We start from the raw sequence: 20,809 nt of genomic DNA on the forward strand, positions 1-20,809 counted from the left end.
ATTTTGGAGTGAATTGCCTGTGCTCCGGCCCTTGTGGAAATCGTCTATCGCCCTCGCGGGAATCCTCGCCGCGACCGCATGCTCCGGCAGCGACGCGGCCACGACGAGCTTCCCGACCTGGCACAACACCGACGTCAACGCCGTCAGCCGGATGGCGGCGGGCGGCGGGGTCGTCGCGACCACGTCGCTGAAGTCCGACGGCGCGCTCGAAACCGTCGCCATCGGCCTGCGCGACGGCAAGCGCCTGTGGGCCTACCCCGCCACGATGGCCGGCCGCCTGCCCGGCATGGGCGTCTCCACGCCCGCGGTCGTGGAGACCTCCGAGGGCCAGAGCGTGGTCGTCGCGCTCGACCCCGCCAAGAAGGGCAGCTGGAACGCGACCCTCGTCGCCCGCGACGCCTTCTCCGGGGTGCGCAAGTGGACCAGGCCGGTGCACTCGACGTTCGGGCCTCAGCGCTGCGGCCCCTACATCTGCCTGTCCGAGCACACCGCCCTGGCCAAGGCCCGCATGGTGGTGCTCGACCCGGCCACGGGCAAACAGCTGTGGAAGCTGCCCGGCATCGCCGAGGTGGAGTGGTCGGACGGGCGCCGGGTCCTGCTGCTCAGGCTGTCGGCCAACCCCATGGTCGAGTCGTACGAGCTCAAGACCGGCAAGCTCCAGTGGCAGCAGCCGATCGAGCAGGCGCTCGGCCCCGGCATCGACATGTCGGGCGGGTGGGCGTTCGGCTCGACGGGCGGCAACCTCGTCGGCTACGTCGCCCCCTACACCAACCCGCAGACCAAGAAGATCTCCACGTTCGGCCTGTTCTCGATCGAGATCAGCGACGGGACGATCAACTGGATGCGGCCCTCGGTGGTGCGCGTCTATCCCAGCGGCAACCCCGGCTACGCCCCGGTCGTCCGGCCGGTCGACCGCCAGGGCGCCTACGGCGGCTTCGCCCGGCTCGACTCCGAGACGGGGCGGGTGGTCGGCCAGATCACGGCGGCCGACGTGCCCGGCTCCGGCTGGTGGCTGGCCTTCCCCGACGAGATGGACAAACTCGGCTTCCTCCAGCACAACGCCAAGGGCTCGGCCTTCGACCTCGTCACCGGCAAGCAGGTGCCCGTGGAGGAGCAGCGGGGGTGGTCGTTCTGCGTCACCGACCCCAAGCCGCTGACCTTGCGCGGGCAGGCGCCGGGCTTCTACTCGACGGCCGCCATCTGCCAGTACGACCTCGGCACCGGCAAGCGGGTCTCGCCCGCGCCCGCGCCACCGGCCTGGTTCACGGGCAGCCAGGACGGGTGGCGGTTGTGGCGCGACGAGAAGGGGACGATCCACGCCGTGAACGACCACACCGCCACGGCTCCAGGAATGTACGGATAACGGGGGCCACTCGGGGCTTGCGCGTAGAACTGGAATATAGTTCTACTATTAGCGCCGACAAAGGAGGGGCCATGCCCGAGGCAGTCATCGTCGCAACCGCGCGTTCGCCCATCGGACGAGCCTTCAAGGGCTCGCTCAAGGAGATCCGGCCCGACGATCTGACCGTGCAGATGATCCAGGCGGCGCTGGCCAAGGTGCCCCAGCTCGAGCCCGCGTCCATCGACGACATCATGCTCGGGTGCGGGCTGCCCGGCGGCGAGCAGGGGTTCAACATGGCCCGGGTGGTGGCGGTGATGCTCGGGCTCGACAACGTGCCCGGCACCACCGTGACGCGCTACTGCTCCTCCTCCCTGCAGACCACCAGGATGGCCTTCCACGCGATCAAGGCGGGCGAGGGCGACGTGTTCGTGTCCGCCGGGGTCGAGACCGTCTCGCGCTTCACCAAGGGCAACTCCGACTCGCTGCCCGACACCCAGAGCCCGGTCTTCACCGACGCGCTGGCCCGTACGAAAGCGTTCGCCGAGGGCGGGCGCGAGTGGCACGACCCGCGCGAGGACGGCGAGGTGCCCGACATCTACATCGCGATGGGGCAGACGGCCGAGAACCTCGCCCAGCTCAAGGGGGTCACCCGTCAGGACCAGGACGAGTTCGGCGTGCGCTCGCAGAACCTCGCCGAGAAGGCGCTGGCCGACGGGTTCTGGCAGAAGGACATCACGCCCGTGACCCTGCCGGACGGCACCGTGGTCGGCAAGGACGACGGCCCGCGACCCGGCACCACCTACGAGAAGGTCTCGACCCTGGCGCCGGTGTTCCGTCCTGACGGCACCGTCACGGCGGGCAACTGCTGCCCGCTCAACGACGGGGCCGCCGCCGTCGTCGTGATGAGCGACGTCAAGGCGGCCGAGCTCGGCATCACGCCGCTGGCCAGGATCGTGTCCACCGGGGTCACCGGGCTGTCGCCGGAGATCATGGGCCTCGGGCCGGTGGAGGCCTCGAAGCAGGCGCTGTCCAGGGCGGGGATGGCGATCGACGACATCGACCTGGTGGAGATCAACGAGGCGTTCGCCGCGCAGGTGATCCCGTCGTACCGCGACCTCGGCATCGACCTCGACCGGCTCAACGTCAACGGCGGGGCCATCGCCGTGGGGCATCCGTTCGGGATGACGGGGGCCCGGATCACGTCCACGCTGATCAACAGCCTGCAGCACCACGACAAGAGCATCGGGCTCGAGACCATGTGCGTGGGCGGCGGGCAGGGCATGGCGATGGTCCTGGAGCGCCTGTCCTGATCCAGCCAGTACGGCAGGCAGCGGTTCTCCAACCGCCGCACGTGGCCGGCCCTCTCCAGGGAAACGGCCGCTGACCGGGCGACGGTGGCCCGCCGTGACGCGAGCCCCCGTCGCCCGGTCGCCGTGGCCGGCTCTGGGCCGGCTCTGGGCCGTGGTCTAGCCGTGGCGATCCGGGCCGGCGTGGGTGGGGGCGATGCGGAGGATGACGCGGCGTTCGCGGGTCATGGCGGCGCGGTAGTCGTCCCAGTCGGGGTGCTCGCCCGAGATGTCGCGATAGTAGGCGACCAGGTGGTCCATGGCCTCGGGCAGCGAGATGATCTCGGCCGTGCCGTCCACCTGGATCCACTCGCCGTAGAAACGGTCCGTGAAGGCGCACAGCGAGACGCTGGGATCGCGGCGGGCGTTGTGCACCTTGGCCGCCGTCTCCCTGGTGCTGATGACGACGTGGCCGTCCTGAACGCCGGCCACGACCGGCGACATTTGCGGGCGCCCGTCGCGGTGCCTGGTGAGGAGGATGGCGTGATGATGGGTGCGGAGAAAGGCCAGTGCCTTGTCGACGTCCATCCCCTCATGATGACGCGCCCGTGTGCAGCACACGGGCGCGAGGATGGTAGGGCTTAGACAAAGCCCATGCGGTTACGGCGGTGCCGCTCGTGCTCGTGGACGATCGCGGCGGCGTAGCCGTGGGTCAGCCCGTGCTCGTCGGCGAGCCAGTTGGCCCGCTCGTCGCATCTGAGGAAGCTCGGGCCGTTGTCGATGGCTTGGAACCACTCTGGGAGTTCGCGTCCCGTTATGGTCGGGACCCTTGCGATCAGCTTCGTCTGCGTCTCCGGTGAGTGGTTCAAGGACATGGGCACCTCCGCGGATAAGGTTCCTTTCGTTGACACTGCAACACCAGCGTGCGAATGGCAAGCCCTGAGTCAGGCATCATTTTGTGACGGCGGGTAGATTTTCGGTCGCACACAGGTACGCAGAGAGGGCCCCGCCTGAACGGCGGAGCCCTCCCGGATGACGCGGGGACGAACGATCAGTCGCTGCTGCTGAAGTAGCTGACGAACCGCAGCACCTCAAGGTAGATCCACACCAGGCTGAGCGTCAGCCCGAACACGCACTGCCAGGCGAACTTCTCCGGGGCGCCCTGCTTGACGCCCTGCTCGATCGCGTCGAAGTCGAGGAGCAGGAAGAAGCAGCCGATCAGGATCATGACGATGCTGAAGGCCCAGCCGATCGGGCTGTCGGTGCGCAGGCCGAGGCCGCCGTCGTTGAACAGGCCGACGAGCAGGTTGACGAGCAGCAGGCCGATGGCCGCGATGGCGGCGGCGATGCCGAACTTCACGAGCTTGGGCGTGACGCGGACGATGCGCAACGAATAGACCGTCAGCACCGCGCCGAACGCGAACGCCGTGCCCAGCACGGCTTGGAGCACGATGCCGCTGATGGCGCCCTCGAACACGGCGCTGATCTTGCCGAGGAAGATGCCCTCGAACACCGCGTAGGCCAGGATGAGCGCCGGGTTGGTGCTCATCGTGAACGAGGCGATCAGACCGATGATCAGCGCGATGACGGCCGCGCCGATGGCGACCATGGGCGGGACGTTGAGGACCCAGGCCGCGGCCGCGGCCAGGACGAGCACCCCGAGCGTGAGGAACCCGCGCACCACGACGTCATCGAGGGTCATGGTCCGGTGTGCGGGCCTGGCCGGCGGTGCGTACGACGGGGCGTCGTACATGTTCTGCAACTGGTCGGGGGACGGGGTCGGTCCGCCCCAGCCTGCGGCCCGCTGCCGCGACCTGCTGAATACGGGGTTCTTGCTCTCCATCGCTGCCTCCTGTGACGCCGAGCCTACGGGGCCTGGCGGCACCTTGGTCAACTGACGCGTCAGATCGATGTTGGTTCGGGACTTCGGCAGCGTTGACAACGAACGTCTCCGGCGCCAAGTTCCCGAGGTCGGCCACGAACCGCCGAGATCATCCCGGCCCGGCCGGCGGGGACCTTCCCGCGAGGGTGCGTGACGGAGCCCTTCCGGTGCGTGATGAGTTTTTCCAACGGGAAAAGGGCGAGCGGTTGTATTCCGTAGTCAACCATTCACACTAAGAAACTCCGGCGATCCGGGAAAGCAGAAGGCGGCCCGTTTGTCAATATGGTCGCGGCGGCCCGGATAGTTTTCCGGGGAGGCAAACGCGGACCCCGGTCCGCGGACGGGGCCACCCACCCCAGGACAGGGCCTCCACCAGCGATGGAGCACCCAGAACGCGACAACTCCATAACAAGTCGATATCAGCCGGGAAACGGTCGAAGGGGTCCGTTCGACGATCGCGGCAAACCTCCAGGTCAGAGCCCTAAAGGCGGCGAAAGATGGCAGGTGCCCCCGGCGGGATTCGAACCCGCACGTCAACCCTTTTAAGGGGTTTGCCTCTGCCATTGGGCTACGGGGGCGCCGCAATCATACGAAACGGACCATGCTTCCGAGGAGCACAACTTCGTATCAGGCGTCACAACTGTGATGACTGCGGTGAAGTGATAGTGCTCCCACCACTCTGTCCAAGAAGAGTAGACCGTCCAGATGGTCCAGTTGGTGCTGAATGCAACGGGCTTCCACGGCATCCGCCTCGATGGTGACCGGCTCGCCCGTGCCTGGCAAATGCCCATGTACGGTGATGCGCGTCGCACGACGTACGTCGGCGGTGACCCCGGGGACGGACACGCACCCCTCGCGCAGGTGGTTCCAGCGGGCGGCCGTCGCGAGCCGTGGATTGGCCATGACGACCTCTCCGGCGCACGACCGGCTCCTGGGGTGGCGTCCGGCGTCAAAGGCGATCAGCCGCCAGCTCAGGCCGATCTGGGGGGCTGCCAGGCCGGTCATGGAGGGCTCGTGGCGCAGGGTGGCCCGCAGATCGGCGGCGGCGGCCACGACCTCGGGGGCGGTCGGGTCCACCGGCTCGGCGGGGGTGGACAGCAACGGGTGCGGGGCGTCGATCACCTCGCGGTGCTTTCCGTCCGCCGGCCGGGTCACAACAGATCCGGTTCGACGGGTCGAAACGTTATCTCGGAGTCGAGTCCGGCGCCGACCGCGGCGAGCCTGCGCATGAGCGCCGCCACGTCCACCTCCTTCGGCAGCTCGACGTCGGCGATCAGCACGTAGAGCCGCCCGGTGAGCCGGGTGCTCATGCCGGTGATGTTGCCTCCGTCGGCCGCGAGCACGGCGCTGATGGCGGAGATGATGCCGGGCCTGTCGGGGCCGTGGACGGTCAGCACGTAGCCGAGGCCGCCGCCGTCGTCGCAGAAGTGGCGGCGCGCCTCGATCGCCGAGGCGGTCACCACGAGGTCGGGCGCGCACAGGCGCTTGCTCAGCTCGGCCGCGTCCACCTCTCCCGACACGAGCAACATCATCGCCACGTGGCCGCCGAGCAGCGTCATGGTCGAGTCCTGGATGTTCGCCCCGCAGTCGGCGAGCGAACCGGTGACCGCGGCGATCACGCCGGGCCGGTCCACTCCGAGCACGGTCACCGCTGAGAGCCCCACCCGTGGTTCCCCCTTCCGCTCATGCGACCAGGGGCGCCGCACGCCCCGGCGAGGCTCACCGGGGCGCTGCCGTTCCCGGGCTAGCGGCGAGTCGTCGCCACTGCGGCCCTGAAGCCGTCTCGCGGGTGCTCCATCTCACCCAGCGAGATCGTCTCCCGCTTGAAGAACAGGGCCAGGGTCCAGTCGACGACGACGCGGACCTTGCGGTTCAGCGTCGGCACCCGCGACAGATGGTAAGTGCGGTGCATGAACCATGCAGGGAATCCGCGAAGCTTGACGCCATAGACGTTCGCGACGCCCTGGTGCAGGCCCAGCCCCGCGACCGATCCGACGTACTTGTGGCGATATTCCGCCAGGTGCTGCCCGCGCAGGTACCGCACGATGTTGTCGGCCAGCACCTTGGCCTGGCGCACGGCGTGCTGGGCGTTCGGCGCGCAGTACTGGCCGGGGTTGGTCACGTCGGGCACCCCGGCCGCGTCGCCGGCCGCGAACGCGCCTTCCGTGCCCGCGACGGTCAGCATGGCCGTGGCCTTGATCCGGCCGCGCTCGTCGAGCGGCAGGTCGCTGTCGTTGACCACCGTGCTCGGCTTGACGCCCGCCGTCCACACGAGGGTCTCGGCGTCGAACTCTGAGCCGTCGGAGAGCACCACGTGGCCGCCCTCGCACGACTCCAGGCGGGTCTCGAGCCGGACGTCGATGCCGCGCTCGCGCAGTTGCTCCAGGGTCCACCTGCCCATCTCGGGGCCGACCTCGGGCAGCACCCGGTCGGTGGCCTCGACGAGCACCCAGCGCAGGTCCGACGGCCTGATGTTGCGGTAGTAGCGCGTCGAGTGCTTGGCCATGTCCTCCAGCTCGGCCAGCGCCTCCACGCCCGCGAAGCCCGCGCCGACCACGACGAACGTGAGCGCCCTGCGCCGCACCTCGGGGTCGTCGGCCGACTCGGCCACGTCGAGCAGGTGCAGCACGCGGTTGCGCAGCGCGATGGCCTCGCCCACGGTCTTGAACCCGATGCCGATGTCGGTCAGCCCGGGGATGGGCAGCGTGCGGGAGATCGACCCGGCGGCCATGACGATCACGTCGTAGGCCACCTGGCGCGGCTCGCCCTCGGCGGGCTGGAAGGTGGCGGTGCGCTCGGCGTGGTCGACCTTGGTGACCGTGCCGTTGAGGATGTGCACCTTCGGCAGCACGCGCCGCAGCGGCGCGACCATGTGCCGGGGGGACAGGTTGCCGGCCGCCGCCTCGGGCAGGAACGGCTGGTAGGTCATGTAGGACTGCGGATCGATGATCGTGATGCGCGCCTCGCCGCTGCGCAGCTCACGGTGGAGTTTGCGCTGCAGCCGGAGCGCCGTGTAGAGGCCGACGTATCCTCCGCCGACGATAAGAATGTGCTGGTTCATCCTGAGCCACATCCCTCATGGAGTGCTTGTGAAAGCATTCACAAGCCTACGCCAAGGATGTCCGATGAGGCCATTCCTGGCATGGTGCGACGCGTCACACAGCCAGTGACCTGGCACGGGCGAAGACTTCGTCCAGCATCTGGGCGGTGACGCGGCCGGTGAACGTGTTCTGCTGGCTCGGGTGGTAGCAGCCGAGCAGCGTGACGGGCGCGCCGTCGTACGCGATCTCGACCTCCGCGCCGTGCCCGAACGGCGGCCTGCTGCGCGGCAGCGCGTAGCCCGCGTCCTTGAGCGCCGGCCACACCGCCTGCCAGGCGTAGCCGCCGAGCGCCACCACCACCCGCACGTCGCGCGCGACCAGCGCCAGCTCCCGCGCCATCCACGGGAAGCACGCGCTCTTCTCCGCCGGCGTCGGCTTGTTCGCCGGCGGCGCGCAGCGCACCGGCGCCACCACCCGCGCGCCGATGAGCCGCTGCCCGTCGCCCGCGCGCGTGCTCGTCTCCTGCGCGGCCAGGCCGGTGCGGTACAACGAGGCGAACAGCCAGTCGCCGCTGCGGTCGCCGGTGAAGATCCGGCCGGTCCTGTTGCCGCCGTGGGCGGCCGGCGCGAGCCCCGCGATCAGGATCCGCGGATGCTCGTCACCCCAGCCGGGGACGGGACGGCCCCAGTACGTCTCGTCCGCGAACGCGCGCCGGCGCACCCTGGCGACCTCCTCGCGCCACTCCACCAGGCGGGGGCAGGCCCGGCAGACGGACTGCCTGGCCGTGAGCTCCGCGAGGGTGTCGCTGGCGGCGGCCAGGCGGCGCACGTCCGCGGGGTCGAGCGCGACGGGAGTGTCAGGGGTCGCCGGATCGCCTGGCCATCCGGTGCCGGGAGGTACGAAGCTCATGACACCGATGGTGCCCGATCAGCGCGTCGCCTTGGGACTCGGCGTCGCCGTGGGCGTCGGCTCCTGATCGGCGGCCGACGGGGTGGCGCTCGGCGCCGGCTGCGCGCAGGAAGGCGACGGCGACGGCGAGCCGGTGCTCACGTAGTCCGGCCTGGTCAGCGGCAGCGGGTAGCGGTTGAGGATCGGCTCGCCGCACGACCTGTCGACCGTGTAGCCGTACTGCTCGGGGTCGGTGGTGAGCGGGTTGCCGTCCTGGTCGTAGAGGTAGACGTCGGTCAGCGGGGTGCCGTCCTTGGCGTACGGCTTGATGTTGTAGACGCCGTCGGACGACGCGTTGCGCACCCACGCGGGCTCGGCCATGTAGACCGACTCCGGAGCGGGCGAGCGTGGCGCGTCGACGATCGCGGCGAACAACGCCAGCCCGGCCACCGCGTTGGCGGCCACCGCGAGCAGCACGACCAGCCGGCCCCTGCGCCTCCTGCCGAACCACACCGAGGCGAGGACGCAGGCCACCGCCACGGCCCAGTCGGCGGCGGTCGCCGGACCGAGCCTGCTGTCGCCGGCCATCGACACCAGGATCATGGCCAGCACGTAGCCGCGCAGCACCCACCACCCCGGACGCAGCTCCGGCAGGAAGGCCACAAGGCTCCTGTAAGGCGTGTAGCCCATGAGGAAGGCATGCGCCCTCAGCGCCTGCTCCCGCGGGCCTCGACGGCGCCCACGCCGGCGCTCGGGGCGCTCCCCGTAGGCGGCGGCCAGCTCCTCCGCGTAGGCGGCGGGCGGCCCCAGCCGGTCTTCCAGCGGCAGACCGGACTCCGCCGCGATCTCGGCCAGATGGTCGTCGAGGTCGTCGAGCAGCTCCTCCCGCTCCGGGTGATCGGCCAGAGCATCGCGTACGGCCTGCGCGTATTCTTCTGGAGTCATTCTTGGCCCTCCTTGAGCAGGGATGCCATGGTCTCCGCGAAGGAGGACCAGGTCTTCGCCGAGGCGGCGTACATGCTCAGGCCGACCTCGTTGAGCCCGTAGTACTTGCGGTGCGGGCCCTCGTCGGACGCCATCACATATGAGGTCAGCGCACCGGCCTTGAACAGGCGGCGCAGCGTCCCGTAGACCGAGGCGTCGCCCACCTCGTGGAGACCCGCCTCCCTGAGCCTGCGCACGATGTCGTAGCCGTAGCCGTCGCGCTCTTTGAGCACGGCCAGCACGGCCAGGTCGAGCACGCCTTTGAGCAGCTGGCTGCTATCCACGCCATGAACACTACTGTGCATAGCGTAGTAGCGGCAACAAGAAACCGGGTGGCGCCAGGAGGCACCACCCGGTTCTTCGTTCAGTCGCTCACTTGGACGGCAGGTCCCTGGCCGGAGGCGAAGCCACCGGGGGCGAAGGCACCGACGTCGGCGAAGCGGCCGGAGCCGGAGCGTCCGGTCCGCAGGGCGCGTAGCCACTCGTGGAGGAGTCGCTGTTGTTCGGGCCCGTGACCGACAGCGTCACGTTGCCGCCGTGGGCGTGCCGGCCCGTCAGCTTGCCCTTCGAGAAGGAGACGCGCTCGGAACCACCGTGACGGCCGAACTCGGCCACACCGCTGGACACGGTCGCACCGTTGAGCGTCCAGCTCCACTTCACCCGGGCGGCGCCGGTCGAGCGGATGGTGCCGGAGGCGCTCAGCGAGCACGCGGCCGTGGTCGAGACCGAGCTGGACGCGCTCACCTTCGCGTGGGAGCCGGGCACGTGCACCGGAGGCTTGTCCTTGCACCAGACCTTGTAGTAGGCGCGGTTGGAGGAGGTGGCGTCCGGACGGAGCACCTGGAGCTGCGCCCAGCCGCGCTGGCTGTGGCGCGGAGCGAAGCTGAAGCCGACCTTGCGCGCGTCGCGGACCTTGACCTTGCCGTAGTCGACGACGTCACCGTTGAGGACCCAGCGGTAACGCACCCACGTCGGGCGGTCGGTCTTGATGACGCCGGCGACGCCGATCCTGTCACCGTCGCAGGAGCCGACGTACCTGCTGGGGTGGACCCAGGCACGTGCCGACACCGTCCGGTCGAGGTGCGTGCGCACCTCCTTCAGCCTCTCCTCCTTCTCGCAGGAGACGGAGAAGTAGCCCTTCTTCGAGGTGACCTTCTTCGGGCCGAGGACCTGGACGGCCTCCCAGCCCTTCTTGACGTCGTCCTTGAAGGTGATGGACTGCCGGACGGTGACCGTCTTGGTCCCCTTGCCCTTGAGCGTGACCGTCTTGACCTTGCTCTTGGACCCGTCGCCGTGCAGCCACCGGTAGGCCAGCTTCGTCTTGCCCTTGACAGGCACCTTGACCGTGGCCGAGAACTTGATCTTGGCCGGGCAGGAACCTTCGTAATTACGGGTGGAGGCCTTCGGCCGGGCCACCGTGACCTTGGAACCCGCCTTCGCCTTGGCAGCGGCGGCCGTGGCCGCGGTCGCCGCCTGCGCCGGACTGGAGACCAGGCCCGCAGCCAAGGCGGCCAGCACCGCGGTCGACGCACCGATCGCCGCCGCCTTACGTGCTAACCCAACAGACATCATGTGAGAGTGCTCCATTCCTTGAGGGAAGAGGCGCGCTCGGGGACGGTCGCCACGCCGGCACCTTCCGTGCGCAGCGATATGGCAAAGCCCCCGTATGCACCTTTACTCAAGCACAATACTGATCGCGCCCTCAACATGATGCATAGACCGGAAATGTCCGGATTTCTTCAGCTATCCGGCTATAGACCACGCAATACCGTCAAGGATGTCGTGCTCACTAACAACGACCTGGGAAAATGCGAAACGGCGTACGATCCGGTCGAGAATAAGCGCTCCCGCGCCAATGACATCCACGCGCCCCGGATGCATGACCGGAACGGCGGCACGATCACCATGCGTCATCGCGAGCAACCGCCGCGTCACGTCGTGCACCTGCTCGGCGGAGATCCGCGCATGGTGGATGCGGTCAGGGTCGTAGGCGGGCAGGTCGAGTGCCATGCCGGCCACCGTCGTCACCGAGCCCGCCAGGCCCACGAGCGTGTGCGCCCGCCGCACCGGCACCGCCGACTCGACCCGGTCGAGCGCCGCCTCGATGTCGGCCACCACGGCCTCCAGAGCGGGCGCCGAGGGCGGGTCGCCGGCACGCAGATGCCGCTCGGTGAGGCGTACGCAGCCGATGTCCACCGACAGCGCCGCCTCGGCGTGCTCGGAGCCGACCACGAACTCCGTGGACCCGCCGCCGATGTCGACCACCAGGTAGGGGGGCAGCGGCCCCTGCGGCACCTCCGTCTCGGGCGACAATGTGACCAGGCCCCTGGTCGCGCCCGTGAACGACAGCTCGGCCTCCACGTCGCCCGTCACGACCTCCGGCTCCACCCCGAAGATCTCGCGCACGCCGGCCACGAACTCCTGCCGGTTGGCCGCGTCTCTGGTGGCGCTCGTGGCCACCACACGGGTCGCGGTCGCGCCGTGCCTGTCGATCAGCTCGCGGTAGGCGCGCATCGCCTTGAACGTACGCTCCAGCGCGTCGGGGGCCAGCCTGCCGGTGCGGTCGACGCCCTGACCCAGGCGGACGATCTCCATCCGCCGCTCGACGTCGTCCAGCACGTCGTCGCCGGTGTCGGCGATGAGCAGGCGTACGGAATTGGTGCCGCAGTCGACGGCGGCTACACGCATGGTCCGTCACTCCACCATTCGGGGAGGGCGTCGAGCGCCTCCCTGCCGATCGGGTTGCCGCCGGGCACCGCCAGCTCGTGTGCGACGAGCGCGTGCAGGCACTTGACCCGCAGCGGCATGCCGCCCGTGCTCTGCATGTCGCGCGGCAACGGCTCCAGGCCCTGCTCACGCGCGGCCTGGTCGCGCCTGGCGACGTAGTCGTCGTGCGCGGCCTGGTAGGCCCGCGCCAGCTCGGGCTCGGTGGCCAGCCTCGCCTGCATCTCGCGCATCAGGCCGGAGCCCTCCAGCGTGCCGATGGCCGAGGCCGCCTTCGGGCAGGTCAGGTAGTAGAGAGTCGGGAACGGCGAGCCGTCGGGCAACCGCGGCGCGGTCTCGACCACGTCGGGGTTGCCGCACGGGCAGCGGTGCGCCACCTCGCGCAGCCCTCTGGGCGGCCGCCCGAGCTGCCGGTGCACGACCTCGGCGTCTTTACCGTCCAACACTCTCCTTCCCGGTGACCGCCCGGCGCCCGGTGCCCTTGTCCGCGGCCTCGACGGACTCCCAGAGCGTTTGGTACCACGGCGGCACCGCCGCGGGCTGCTTCACTTCCGCCTGCTCCTTGCCCCGGTGGGGCGCCATCACGACATAGCACTTCTCGCCAGGACCGCAGTAGTGCAGCCGCTCCTTGGCGGTCTTCTTGATCCAGTTGGGATCGTTGCTCTGCCGGTCGCGGGCCAGCAGGGCCTGCTTCTCCGCCTCGACCCTGGCCTTCTCCTCGCGCAGCTCCGAGATGCTGCGGCGCAGGCTGATGTATTCGCGGACGGGGTAGGCCAGGCTCATCGCGATCGCGCACACCACGACGGCCAGGATGGCCGCCCGCCCGGTCAGCTGCGGTCTCTTCGCCATGTGCTGCACCCCCTGCTCGTCGCCTCACCTCGGGAGGCGGCTCGGTCGCCGTGAGAGCCGCCGCCCCGGGCCTCGGTGCTCCCTCGCTCGAAACTAGCGCCGGAAACGCGGGAAAGCCGCGCGACCCGCGTAACGGGCGGCGTCGTCCAGAAGCTCCTCGATGCGCAGCAGCTGGTTGTATTTCGCGACCCGGTCGGAACGGGCAGGGGCTCCGGTCTTGATCTGGCCGCAGTTGACCGCCACCGCGAGGTCGGCGATCGTCGTGTCCTCCGTCTCGCCGGAACGGTGGCTCATCATGCACCGGTAGCCGCTGCGGTGGGCCAGGTCGACCGCGTCGAGCGTCTCCGACAACGTGCCGATCTGGTTGACCTTGACCAGCAGGGCGTTGGCCGTGCCGTCCTTGATGCCGCGCTCCAGCCGCTCCGGGTTGGTGACGAACAGGTCGTCGCCGACGAGCTGCACCTTGTCGCCGAGCGCGTCGGTGATGGCCTTCCAGCCCGCCCAGTCCTCCTCGTCGAGCGGGTCCTCGATCGAGACGAGCGGGTAGTTGGCGACCAGGTCGGCGTAGAACTCGATGAGCTCCTGCGCCGACAGGCCCTTGCCGTCGATCGTGTAGACGCCGTCCTTGTGGAACTCGGAGGCGGCCACGTCGAGCGCCAGCGCGACGTCCTCGCCCGGCACGTAGCCGGCCCGCTCGATCGCGACGAGGATCAGGTCGAGCGCGTCGCGGTTGGACGGCAGATTGGGCGCGAAACCGCCCTCGTCGCCCAGCCCTGTGGCGTAGCCCTTCTCCTTGAGCACGCCCTTGAGCGCGTGGTAGACCTCGGTGCCCACGCGCACCGCCTCGCGGAACGTCCCGGCGCCGATCGGCGCGATCATGAACTCCTGGATGTCGACGTTGGTGTCGGCGTGGGCTCCGCCGTTGAGGATGTTCATCATCGGGACGGGCAGCACGTGGGCGTTGGGGCCGCCGACATAGCGGAAGAGCGGCAGGTCGGCGCTGTCGGCCGCGGCCTTGGCGACGGCCAGCGAGACGCCCAGGATGGCGTTGGCGCCCAGCTTGGCCTTGTTGGGCGTGCGGTCCAGGTCGATCATGATCTGGTCGATGATGCGCTGGTCCTCGGCCTCGACCCCGTTGATCTCCTCGAAGATCTCGTCGGTCACGGCGAGCACGGCCTTCTCGACGCCCTTGCCGCCGTAACGCTTGCCGCCGTCACGCAGCTCGACCGCCTCGAACTGGCCGGTGGACGCCCCGCTCGGCACTGCCGCACGGCCACTGCTGCCGTCGTCGAGCACGACCTCGACCTCGACCGTCGGGTTGCCCCGGGAGTCGAGGATCTCGCGGGCGTATACGACCTCGATGGTAGCCACGGGATGCGCTCCTAAATCGAAAGGCAATATGCCATCAGAGCCTATCGGTACGCCCCGCTCAGCTGGACGACTCCCACGTGCGCACCCGGTCTCGGTAGGTGCGGGCGGCCGCCCGCAGCTCGGCCTCGGCGTCGAGCCCCGCCTCCGCGGCCCTGCGCACGAGGTCGAACAGCTCCCTGGCCACTCCCTGGCCGACGGCGGCCGACAGCGACCCGGGCGCCCCCGCGCGCTCGGCCCTGCGCAGGAGTTGGGCGGCGAGCGACAACGCCGGCTGGCCCATGGGCACGCCGTCGAGCGCCGACTCGCTGCCCTTGGCCGCCCGCTCCGCCGCCTTGATCGCCTCCCAGTTGTCGTTCACCTCGTCGGCGCTCTCCGCCCGCACCGAGCCGAACACGTGGGGGTGGCGGCGTACGAGCTTGCCGACGATGCCCTCGGCGACGTCGTCCATGTCGAAGCCCTCGGCCACCCGCGCGTGGAAGACCACCTGCAGCAGCAGGTCACCGAGTTCCTCCCGGAGCGCGGGATAGTCGCCCTGCTCGATCGTCTCCAGCACCTCGTAGGCCTCTTCGAGGAGGTACGGCACCAGCGACTCGTGCGTCTGCTTGCGGTCCCACGGGCACTCGGTGCGCAGCCGGTCCATCACCGCGACCAGGTCGAGCACCCGCGCCCCCGGCAGGTCGTAGGACCCCGGCACCACCTCGATGAGCGGCGGCTCGTCGAGCCCGATGGCGGCGTTGCCCACCGCCCGCATGAAGGCCTCGTCGTCCTCGGCCAGCCACACGACCGTCTCGGCGACCGACCTGGCGGCCAGCTCCCGCGCGTCGGGCTCGACGACCTCGACCTCGACACCGGCCTCGGCCAGGTAGGGGAGCTGGGGATGCGCGGCGTTGCCGGTCAGCACCGGACCCGAGCGCAACGCCTGCCAGGCCTGGTGGCTCAGCAGGCCTGGAGCGACCCTGGGCGAGGTGGTGACGACGATCAGCGGCACGGGCTAGCCCTGCTGCTGCGGCTGCTGCTCGGTGACCTTGCCGAACCTGGGGTTGAGCGTGTCGAAGCGAGGGCTGTAGGTGACCTTCACCGTGTTCAGTTCCTTCTTGAACCGTTCTTCCCCGCCCTGGCCGCCGAACTTCTCCCGCAGCTTGATCAGGCCGGCCAGCGCCCGGCCGTAGTCGCGGGCGTTCGCGGGCGCGACGGTGCCCTGGCCGATCAGGAGCTGGAGCTCGGCGGACGGATATTGCGTGCCGTCGGGCCCGAGCGGGCTCTGGATGATCTTGTCGATCTCCGCCTGGCTCACCTGCACGTTGTGGCGCGCCATGAGCTGGCTGTACGCGCTGACCTCGACCATGCGCTGCAACACGCGCCGGCTGGTCGACGCGCCGGTCTCCTGCTCCAAGACCTCTTCGAGGCTCCTGCCGCCGAGCGCGGCCTCCAGCTGCGCAGGCAGCTTGGCCCTACGCAGGGCGTCGGAGTAGGCCCGCGCCTCCTCGTTCAACTGGCTGGCGGAGATGCGCTCGTTGCCCACCACGGCAGCGGCGCCGGCCTGCATGGGCGAGGAGCAGGCGGTCAGCGCCATGCCCGCCGCCGCGGCGGCCACAGCCACTCGTATCGACTTCACGTACGTCCCTTTCCGACCGTAAATCGCCGCTAGCTTACCCGTGCGGGCTCGAGGAACATCGCCTCGACCAGATCGCCACACCATTTGAGCAGGTCGAGATCGCGCAGCGGCTGCCCTCCCAGCGGCTTGGTCTTGGGAACCGGGACCAGCAGAGTCTCCGCCGCCTGCTTGTATATCGCCTTCTTGTAGAGCCGGTCGAGCCGGACCTGCTGCGACTCCTGCAGCCGCACCGGGCCGAACTTGATGTTCTGGCCCTGCAGCGTGACGTCCGTCAGCCCGGCCGAGCGCGCCCTGATGCGGAACCTGGCCACCTCCAGGAGGTTCTCGACCTCCGTCGGCGGCCGGCCGTAGCGGTCGGTGAGCTCGTCGCGGACCTCGTCGATGTTGGCGGGCGAGGCGATGGCCGCGATCCGTTTGTACGCCTCCAGGCGCAGCCGCTCGGAGGTGACGTAGTCGTGCGGGATGTGGGCGTTGATCGGCAGCTCGACCTTGACGTCGTGCTGCTCCTCCGGCGCCTCGGCGCCCGACAGCTTGGCCTTCTGCTCCTGCACGGCCTCGGCCATCAGGCGTACGTAGAGGTCGAACCCGACGCCCGCGATGAACCCGGACTGCTCGGCGCCGAGCACGTTGCCGGCGCCGCGGATCTCGAGGTCCTTCATCGCGACGTACATGCCCGCGCCCATCTCGGTGTGCTGCGAGATCGTGGCGAGCCGCTCGTGCGCGGTCTCGGTCAGCGGCTTCTCCGGCGGATAGAGGAAGTAGGCGTAGCCGCGCTCCCTGCCTCGCCCGACCCGCCCTCTGAGCTGGTGGAGCTGCGACAGACCGTAGTTGTCGGCCCGGTCGACGATCAGCGTGTTGGCGTTGGGCACGTCGAGCCCGGACTCCACGATCGTGGTGGAGACCAGCAGGTCGTATTCGCGCTCCCAGAAGCCGACCATGATCTTCTCGAGCTGGTGCTCGTTCATCTGCCCGTGGGCCACCGCGATGCGCGCCTCGGGCACCAGCTCGCGCAGCCGCGCGGCGACCCGGTTGATCGAGGCGACCCGGTTGTGCACGAAGAAGATCTGGCCGTCGCGCATCAGCTCGCGCCTGATCGCCGCCCCGATCTGCTTCTCTTCGTACGGCCCCACGAACGTGAGGATCGGGTGCCGCTCCTCCGGCGGCGTGAGGATCGTCGACATCTCGCGGATGCCGGTCAGCCCCATCTCCAGCGTGCGCGGGATCGGCGTGGCCGACATGGCCAGCACGTCGACCTGCGTGCGGAGGTGTTTCATCGCCTCCTTGTGCTCGACGCCGAACCGCTGCTCCTCGTCGATGATGATGAGGCCGAGGTCCTTGAACCTGACCTCGGGGCTGAGCAGCCGGTGCGTGCCGATCACCACGTCGACGGCGCCGGACCTGAGCCCTTCGAGGGTGCCCTTGACCTCGCCGTCGGTCTGGAAGCGCGAGACGGCCCTGATCGCGACGGGGAAGCTGGAGAACCGCTCGGCGAACGTCGACATGTGCTGCTGGACCAGCAGCGTCGTCGGCACCAGCACCGCCACCTGCTTGCCGTCCTGCACCGCCTTGAACGCCGCCCGCACCGCGATCTCGGTCTTGCCGTAGCCGACGTCGCCGCAGATCAGCCGGTCCATCGGGACGCCGCGCTCCATGTCACGCTTGACCTCGTCGATGGCCTCCAGCTGATCGCCGGTCTCGGCGTAGGGGAAGGCGTCCTCCATCTCCCGCTGCCACGGCGTGTCCGACCCGAAGGCATATCCCGGCGAGGCCATGCGGGCGGAATAGAGCCTGATCAGCTCGCCGGCGATCTCCTTGACCGCCTTCTTCGCCCGCGACTTGGCCTTGGCCCAGTCGGCGCCGCCCATGCGGTTGAGCGTGGGAGCCTCGCCGCCGACATAGCGGGTGACCTCGTCGAGCTGGTCGGTGGGCACGTAGAGGCGGTCGCCCTTGGCATATTCGATGACCAGGTATTCGCGGGTGGCCCCCTGGACCGTGCGCTGCACCATCTCGACGTAGCGGCCCACGCCGTGCTGCTCGTGCACCACGTGGTCGCCGACCTTGAGCTGCAGCGGGTCGACCATGTTGCGGCGCCGCGACGGCAGCCGCCGCATGTCCTTGGTGGACGCCTTCTGCCCGACCAGGTCGAGATGGGTGAGCACGGCCAGGCCCGGCGTGATGAAGCCGTGCTCGATCAGGCCCGTCGTGACGTGTACGATCTTGGGCTCGGGCGGCTGGTCGATGAACTCCCGCAGCCGCGCGGGCACGTCGACGCCCTTGAGCAGTTCCACCATGCGCTCGGCGGGGCCGTGGCCCTCGCTGAGCAGCACGACCGCCTTGCCGTCGGCCAGCCAGCCCTTGATGTCGGCCAGCGCCCTGGCCGTGTCGCCGCGGTAGGCCTCGGAGTCGTGCGCGTCGAGCTCGACGCCGGCGCCGAACGGCGCCATCGTCCACCAGGGCTGCCCCAGCACGTCGGCGTGCGTGCGGATCTCCTCCAGCGAGCGGAACGCCGCCGCCCCCAGGTCGATGGGCGCCTCGCCGCCGGCCGCCGCGTTGATCCACGAGGCTTCCAGGAACTCCTGCGAGGTGCGTACGAGCTCCTCCGCCCTGCTCCTGATGCGCTCGGGGTCGCACACGAACACCGCCGACCTGGCCGGCAGGTGGTCGAGAAGGAGGTCCATCTCCCCGGCCAGCACGGGCGCGAACGCCTCCATGCCCTCCACCGGCGTGCCGTCGGCGAGCTGGTCGAGCACCTCGGCCAGCGCCGGGTGCTCCTCGGCCAGCGCGCGGGACCTGGCCCTGACCTCGTCGCTCAGCAGCAGCTCGCGGCACGGCGGCGCGAACAACCCGTCCTCGGCCGCCTCCAGCGAGCGCTGGTCGGCCACCTTGAACCAGCGGATCTCCTCGACCGTGTCGCCCCAGAACTCCAGCCGCAGCGGATGTTCCTCGGTGGGCGGGAAGACGTCGAGCAGCCCGCCGCGAACGGCCACCTCGCCCCGCTTCTCCACCATGTCGACCCGGTGGTAGCCGTTGTTGACGAGGTTGCCGACGACGTCGTCGAGGTCGGCGTCGTCGCCCGCGCGCAGCCTGATGGGCTCCAGGTCGCCGAGCCCTTTCACGATCGGCTGCAGCAGCGCCCTGATCGGGGTGACGATCACGCTGAGGGGCCCGGCGGCGGTGTCGTCCTTGATCGGGTGGGCCAGCCGCCTGAGCACCGCGAGCCGCTGACCGACGGTGTCGCTGCGCGGCGAGAGCCGCTCGTGCGGCAGCGTCTCCCATGCCGGGAACACCGCCACCGAGCCGAGCTCCGCGGGATCGATCAGGCTGGTCAGCGCCGCGGCCAGGTCTTCGGCCTCACGCCCGGTCGCGGTGACCGCGAGCACGGTGCGCTGGTCGTGGCCCGCGAGCGCGGCCACGCCGAACGGGCGCAGCGCGGACGGCGCGACCAGCGCGACGTCGCCGCCCTCCTCGAGAGCGGCGGTCAGTTTCGGGTCAGCGCGAACAAGGTCAAGCAGTCCGGAAAGACTCATCAGATACGCCCACAGCCCATTTGCGGCAACACGACTACCCCCGGCCGGGACAGGTCGCGGGGGTTCCTCACCCAGGGTACTCGCCGCGCCGGCTCACCCGAGCTTGTAACCGGGCACCGAGGGCCAGCGCACGGTGAGCACGGTCGACGCCGCCTCGGCCCGCCACGAATGGTCGACACCCTTGCCCCAGACGACGTAGTCGCCCGGCTCGGCCAGCACCACGTCGCGGCCGCGGAACTCGACCACGAAACGCCCGCTGATCAGGACGAGCAGGGCGGTGCGCGTCTCGCCGACGGCCCACGCCGCCCGCCGGTCGCCCGGCGGGTGCACGCCCCACTTGATCTCGACCTCGTCGCTGTGGCGCGGATCGCCCGGGGGCTTGAAATGGCCGAGGAGCCAGCCGGCGTCACCGGCACCGTCGGCGCCCGCGTTGCCCACGTAGATCCCCGGCTCGGGCACCTCATCGCTCACGGGCCAGGACGCTAGCAGGGAAATACGTCACACATAACGATTGGTTGATTACTGTAGGTGACATGTCTGAGGTGCGAACCGTCGCCCAGCGAGGCGACCTCTTCGGTCAGCGGGTCCGCGAGCACTGCGCGATGCAGCCGCACAAGCGGCTCGACGTGCTGGTCGCCGGCTGCGCGCATGACGGGCCGCTGGTGCTGGAGCACATCGAGACCAAGGCCACGGGAGCCGACGAGGACCACCCCGTCATCAGGCGGCTCCTCGAGGAGCGGGGAGACCTGGCCGCGTGGTCGCTGGGCGATCTGCGCTGCGTGCCCATGCCGCCCAGGTCCTACGACGTGGTGCAGGTGTCGTTCCTGCTGGAACGGGTCAGGCACGCCGAGCTGATCTTCGACCGCCTGCTGCAGTCACTGCGCCCCGGCGGCCTGGTGCTGCTGCGCATGCGCGACCGCGGCTCCGCCTATGGCCTGCTCGACCGGATGACGCCGTCGTGGCTGCGCGGCCTGCTGTGGCGCCCGCTCGTCCCGCCGGGATGGCCGGGGCCGCTGCCGACCGTCTACGAGCCGCTGACGTCGAGCGACGGCCTGCACGCGTTCTGTCTCAGCCGCGGCCTCATGATCACCGACGAGGTGCGCACCATCAGCGGCCCCGCGCGCTCCCGCCGCATCGGCGCGGCGGCCATCACGGCGGTCTCCAGGCTGACCAACGACCGCTATCCCGCCTCACACGACGAGATCGCCATGGTGATCAGGAAACCCCAGCACCACTTCGCCCGGCTCATCTAGTGCCACACTGTTTCCACCCGCTAGGATTCTTTCCTACCAATTCAATC

21 protein-coding genes and 1 tRNA gene are annotated in these 20,809 nt (G+C 69.7%); 3 read left to right on the forward strand and 19 right to left on the reverse strand.

Annotated features, from left to right (window positions below; genetic code table 11):
• Positions 1–31 precede the first annotated feature (31 nt).
• Positions 32–1,363, forward strand: a complete 1,332-nt coding sequence (locus ACZ6SA_RS21310; protein ID WP_347646250.1) for an outer membrane protein assembly factor BamB family protein — start codon at positions 32–34, stop codon at positions 1,361–1,363.
• A gap of 71 nt (positions 1,364–1,434) precedes the next feature.
• Complete coding sequence (locus ACZ6SA_RS21315; protein WP_347646249.1) at positions 1,435–2,652, forward strand: acetyl-CoA C-acetyltransferase; 1,218 nt, start codon at positions 1,435–1,437, stop codon at positions 2,650–2,652.
• A gap of 156 nt (positions 2,653–2,808) precedes the next feature.
• On the opposite strand, the gene ACZ6SA_RS21320 is transcribed toward ACZ6SA_RS21315, so the two are convergent.
• The 19 genes from ACZ6SA_RS21320 to ACZ6SA_RS21410 form a co-directional block, all read right to left on the reverse strand.
• The gene (locus ACZ6SA_RS21320; RefSeq protein ID WP_347646248.1) at positions 2,809–3,216 is read right to left on the reverse strand and encodes a PPOX class F420-dependent oxidoreductase; all 408 of its coding nucleotides are present in this window, start codon (positions 3,214–3,216) and stop codon (positions 2,809–2,811) included.
• Between the two features lie 53 nt (positions 3,217–3,269).
• Complete coding sequence (locus ACZ6SA_RS21325; protein WP_347624108.1) at positions 3,270–3,503, reverse strand: DUF4287 domain-containing protein; 234 nt, start codon at positions 3,501–3,503, stop codon at positions 3,270–3,272.
• Positions 3,504–3,679: 176 nt separating this feature from the next.
• Positions 3,680–4,471 (reverse strand): Bax inhibitor-1/YccA family protein, encoded by a 792-nt coding sequence (locus tag ACZ6SA_RS21330; RefSeq protein ID WP_465829761.1) that lies wholly within the window; start codon positions 4,469–4,471, stop codon positions 3,680–3,682.
• Between the two features lie 544 nt (positions 4,472–5,015).
• Positions 5,016–5,088: transfer RNA gene (locus ACZ6SA_RS21335), tRNA-Leu, on the reverse strand.
• A gap of 49 nt (positions 5,089–5,137) precedes the next feature.
• On the reverse strand, positions 5,138–5,632 hold the full coding sequence (locus ACZ6SA_RS21340; protein WP_347646246.1) for a peptide deformylase: 495 nt from the start codon (positions 5,630–5,632) through the stop codon (positions 5,138–5,140).
• 29 nt (positions 5,633–5,661) lie between these two features.
• A complete protein-coding gene (locus tag ACZ6SA_RS21345) occupies positions 5,662–6,174 on the reverse strand; it encodes a glycine cleavage system transcriptional repressor (protein WP_132597469.1) in 513 nt (170 codons plus the stop codon).
• Positions 6,175–6,254: 80 nt separating this feature from the next.
• Positions 6,255–7,571 (reverse strand): NAD(P)/FAD-dependent oxidoreductase, encoded by a 1,317-nt coding sequence (locus tag ACZ6SA_RS21350; protein WP_465829764.1) that lies wholly within the window; start codon positions 7,569–7,571, stop codon positions 6,255–6,257.
• 94 nt (positions 7,572–7,665) lie between these two features.
• On the reverse strand, positions 7,666–8,460 hold the full coding sequence (locus ACZ6SA_RS21355; RefSeq protein ID WP_465829766.1) for a uracil-DNA glycosylase: 795 nt from the start codon (positions 8,458–8,460) through the stop codon (positions 7,666–7,668).
• An 18-nt stretch (positions 8,461–8,478) separates the two neighbouring features.
• Positions 8,479–9,384, reverse strand: coding sequence for a hypothetical protein (locus tag ACZ6SA_RS21360; protein WP_465829768.1), 906 nt, complete (start codon positions 9,382–9,384; stop codon positions 8,479–8,481).
• Entirely contained in the window at positions 9,381–9,707 is a 327-nt protein-coding gene (locus tag ACZ6SA_RS21365) for a PadR family transcriptional regulator (RefSeq protein ID WP_347624114.1), read from the reverse strand. The genes ACZ6SA_RS21360 and ACZ6SA_RS21365 overlap by 4 nt, the downstream gene beginning before the upstream one ends.
• 88 nt (positions 9,708–9,795) lie before the next feature.
• The gene (locus tag ACZ6SA_RS21370; RefSeq protein ID WP_465829770.1) at positions 9,796–10,992 is read right to left on the reverse strand and encodes a hypothetical protein; all 1,197 of its coding nucleotides are present in this window, start codon (positions 10,990–10,992) and stop codon (positions 9,796–9,798) included.
• A 174-nt stretch (positions 10,993–11,166) separates the two neighbouring features.
• Positions 11,167–12,111, reverse strand: a complete 945-nt coding sequence (locus ACZ6SA_RS21375; protein WP_347646241.1) for a Ppx/GppA phosphatase family protein — start codon at positions 12,109–12,111, stop codon at positions 11,167–11,169.
• Entirely contained in the window at positions 12,102–12,590 is a 489-nt protein-coding gene (locus ACZ6SA_RS21380; protein ID WP_347646240.1) for a DUF501 domain-containing protein, read from the reverse strand. Before ACZ6SA_RS21380 ends, ACZ6SA_RS21375 begins: the two co-directional genes overlap by 10 nt.
• The gene (locus ACZ6SA_RS21385; RefSeq protein WP_347624118.1) at positions 12,580–12,996 is read right to left on the reverse strand and encodes an FtsB family cell division protein; all 417 of its coding nucleotides are present in this window, start codon (positions 12,994–12,996) and stop codon (positions 12,580–12,582) included. The genes ACZ6SA_RS21380 and ACZ6SA_RS21385 overlap by 11 nt, the downstream gene beginning before the upstream one ends.
• Before the next feature lie 93 nt (positions 12,997–13,089).
• Positions 13,090–14,367: a phosphopyruvate hydratase gene (gene eno / locus ACZ6SA_RS21390; RefSeq protein ID WP_443152282.1), complete on the reverse strand. Its 1,278-nt coding sequence runs from the start codon at positions 14,365–14,367 to the stop codon at positions 13,090–13,092.
• Positions 14,368–14,425: 58 nt separating this feature from the next.
• Complete coding sequence (locus tag ACZ6SA_RS21395) at positions 14,426–15,355, reverse strand: nucleoside triphosphate pyrophosphohydrolase (RefSeq protein ID WP_443152281.1); 930 nt, start codon at positions 15,353–15,355, stop codon at positions 14,426–14,428.
• Positions 15,356–15,358: 3 nt separating this feature from the next.
• Positions 15,359–15,982 carry a SurA N-terminal domain-containing protein gene (locus ACZ6SA_RS21400; RefSeq protein ID WP_465829774.1) on the reverse strand — a complete coding sequence of 208 codons (624 nt, stop codon included), beginning with the start codon at positions 15,980–15,982 and terminating at the stop codon, positions 15,359–15,361.
• Positions 15,983–16,011: 29 nt separating this feature from the next.
• A complete protein-coding gene (gene mfd / locus ACZ6SA_RS21405) occupies positions 16,012–19,509 on the reverse strand; it encodes a transcription-repair coupling factor (RefSeq protein ID WP_465829776.1) in 3,498 nt (1,165 codons plus the stop codon).
• Between the two features lie 93 nt (positions 19,510–19,602).
• On the reverse strand, positions 19,603–19,980 hold the full coding sequence (locus tag ACZ6SA_RS21410) for a cupin domain-containing protein (RefSeq protein ID WP_465829778.1): 378 nt from the start codon (positions 19,978–19,980) through the stop codon (positions 19,603–19,605).
• Positions 19,981–20,042: 62 nt separating this feature from the next.
• Here ACZ6SA_RS21410 and ACZ6SA_RS21415 point away from each other — a divergent pair, with 62 nt between their 5' ends.
• Complete coding sequence (locus tag ACZ6SA_RS21415; RefSeq protein ID WP_465829780.1) at positions 20,043–20,762, forward strand: class I SAM-dependent methyltransferase; 720 nt, start codon at positions 20,043–20,045, stop codon at positions 20,760–20,762.
• Positions 20,763–20,809: the final 47 nt, after the last annotated feature.

Source organism: Nonomuraea sp. NPDC049378, from assembly GCF_055586745.1.

Excerpts from the sequence above, each read along its gene's own strand:
- ACZ6SA_RS21315 (WP_347646249.1), top strand. The coding sequence starts at position 1,435 with ATGCCCGAGGCAGTCATCGTCGCAACCGCGCGTTCGCCCATCGGACGA.
- ACZ6SA_RS21320 (WP_347646248.1), bottom strand. The coding sequence starts at position 3,216 with ATGGACGTCGACAAGGCACTGGCCTTTCTCCGCACCCATCATCACGCC.
- ACZ6SA_RS21325 (WP_347624108.1), bottom strand. The coding sequence starts at position 3,503 with ATGTCCTTGAACCACTCACCGGAGACGCAGACGAAGCTGATCGCAAGG.
- ACZ6SA_RS21330 (WP_465829761.1), bottom strand. The coding sequence starts at position 4,471 with ATGGAGAGCAAGAACCCCGTATTCAGCAGGTCGCGGCAGCGGGCCGCA.
- ACZ6SA_RS21350 (WP_465829764.1), bottom strand. The coding sequence starts at position 7,571 with ATGAACCAGCACATTCTTATCGTCGGCGGAGGATACGTCGGCCTCTAC.
- ACZ6SA_RS21355 (WP_465829766.1), bottom strand. The coding sequence starts at position 8,460 with ATGAGCTTCGTACCTCCCGGCACCGGATGGCCAGGCGATCCGGCGACC.
- ACZ6SA_RS21360 (WP_465829768.1), bottom strand. The coding sequence starts at position 9,384 with ATGACTCCAGAAGAATACGCGCAGGCCGTACGCGATGCTCTGGCCGAT.
- ACZ6SA_RS21370 (WP_465829770.1), bottom strand. The coding sequence starts at position 10,992 with ATGTCTGTTGGGTTAGCACGTAAGGCGGCGGCGATCGGTGCGTCGACC.
- ACZ6SA_RS21375 (WP_347646241.1), bottom strand. The coding sequence starts at position 12,111 with ATGCGTGTAGCCGCCGTCGACTGCGGCACCAATTCCGTACGCCTGCTC.
- ACZ6SA_RS21385 (WP_347624118.1), bottom strand. The coding sequence starts at position 12,996 with ATGGCGAAGAGACCGCAGCTGACCGGGCGGGCGGCCATCCTGGCCGTC.
- mfd (WP_465829776.1), bottom strand. The coding sequence starts at position 19,509 with ATGAGTCTTTCCGGACTGCTTGACCTTGTTCGCGCTGACCCGAAACTG.
- ACZ6SA_RS21415 (WP_465829780.1), top strand. The coding sequence starts at position 20,043 with ATGTCTGAGGTGCGAACCGTCGCCCAGCGAGGCGACCTCTTCGGTCAG.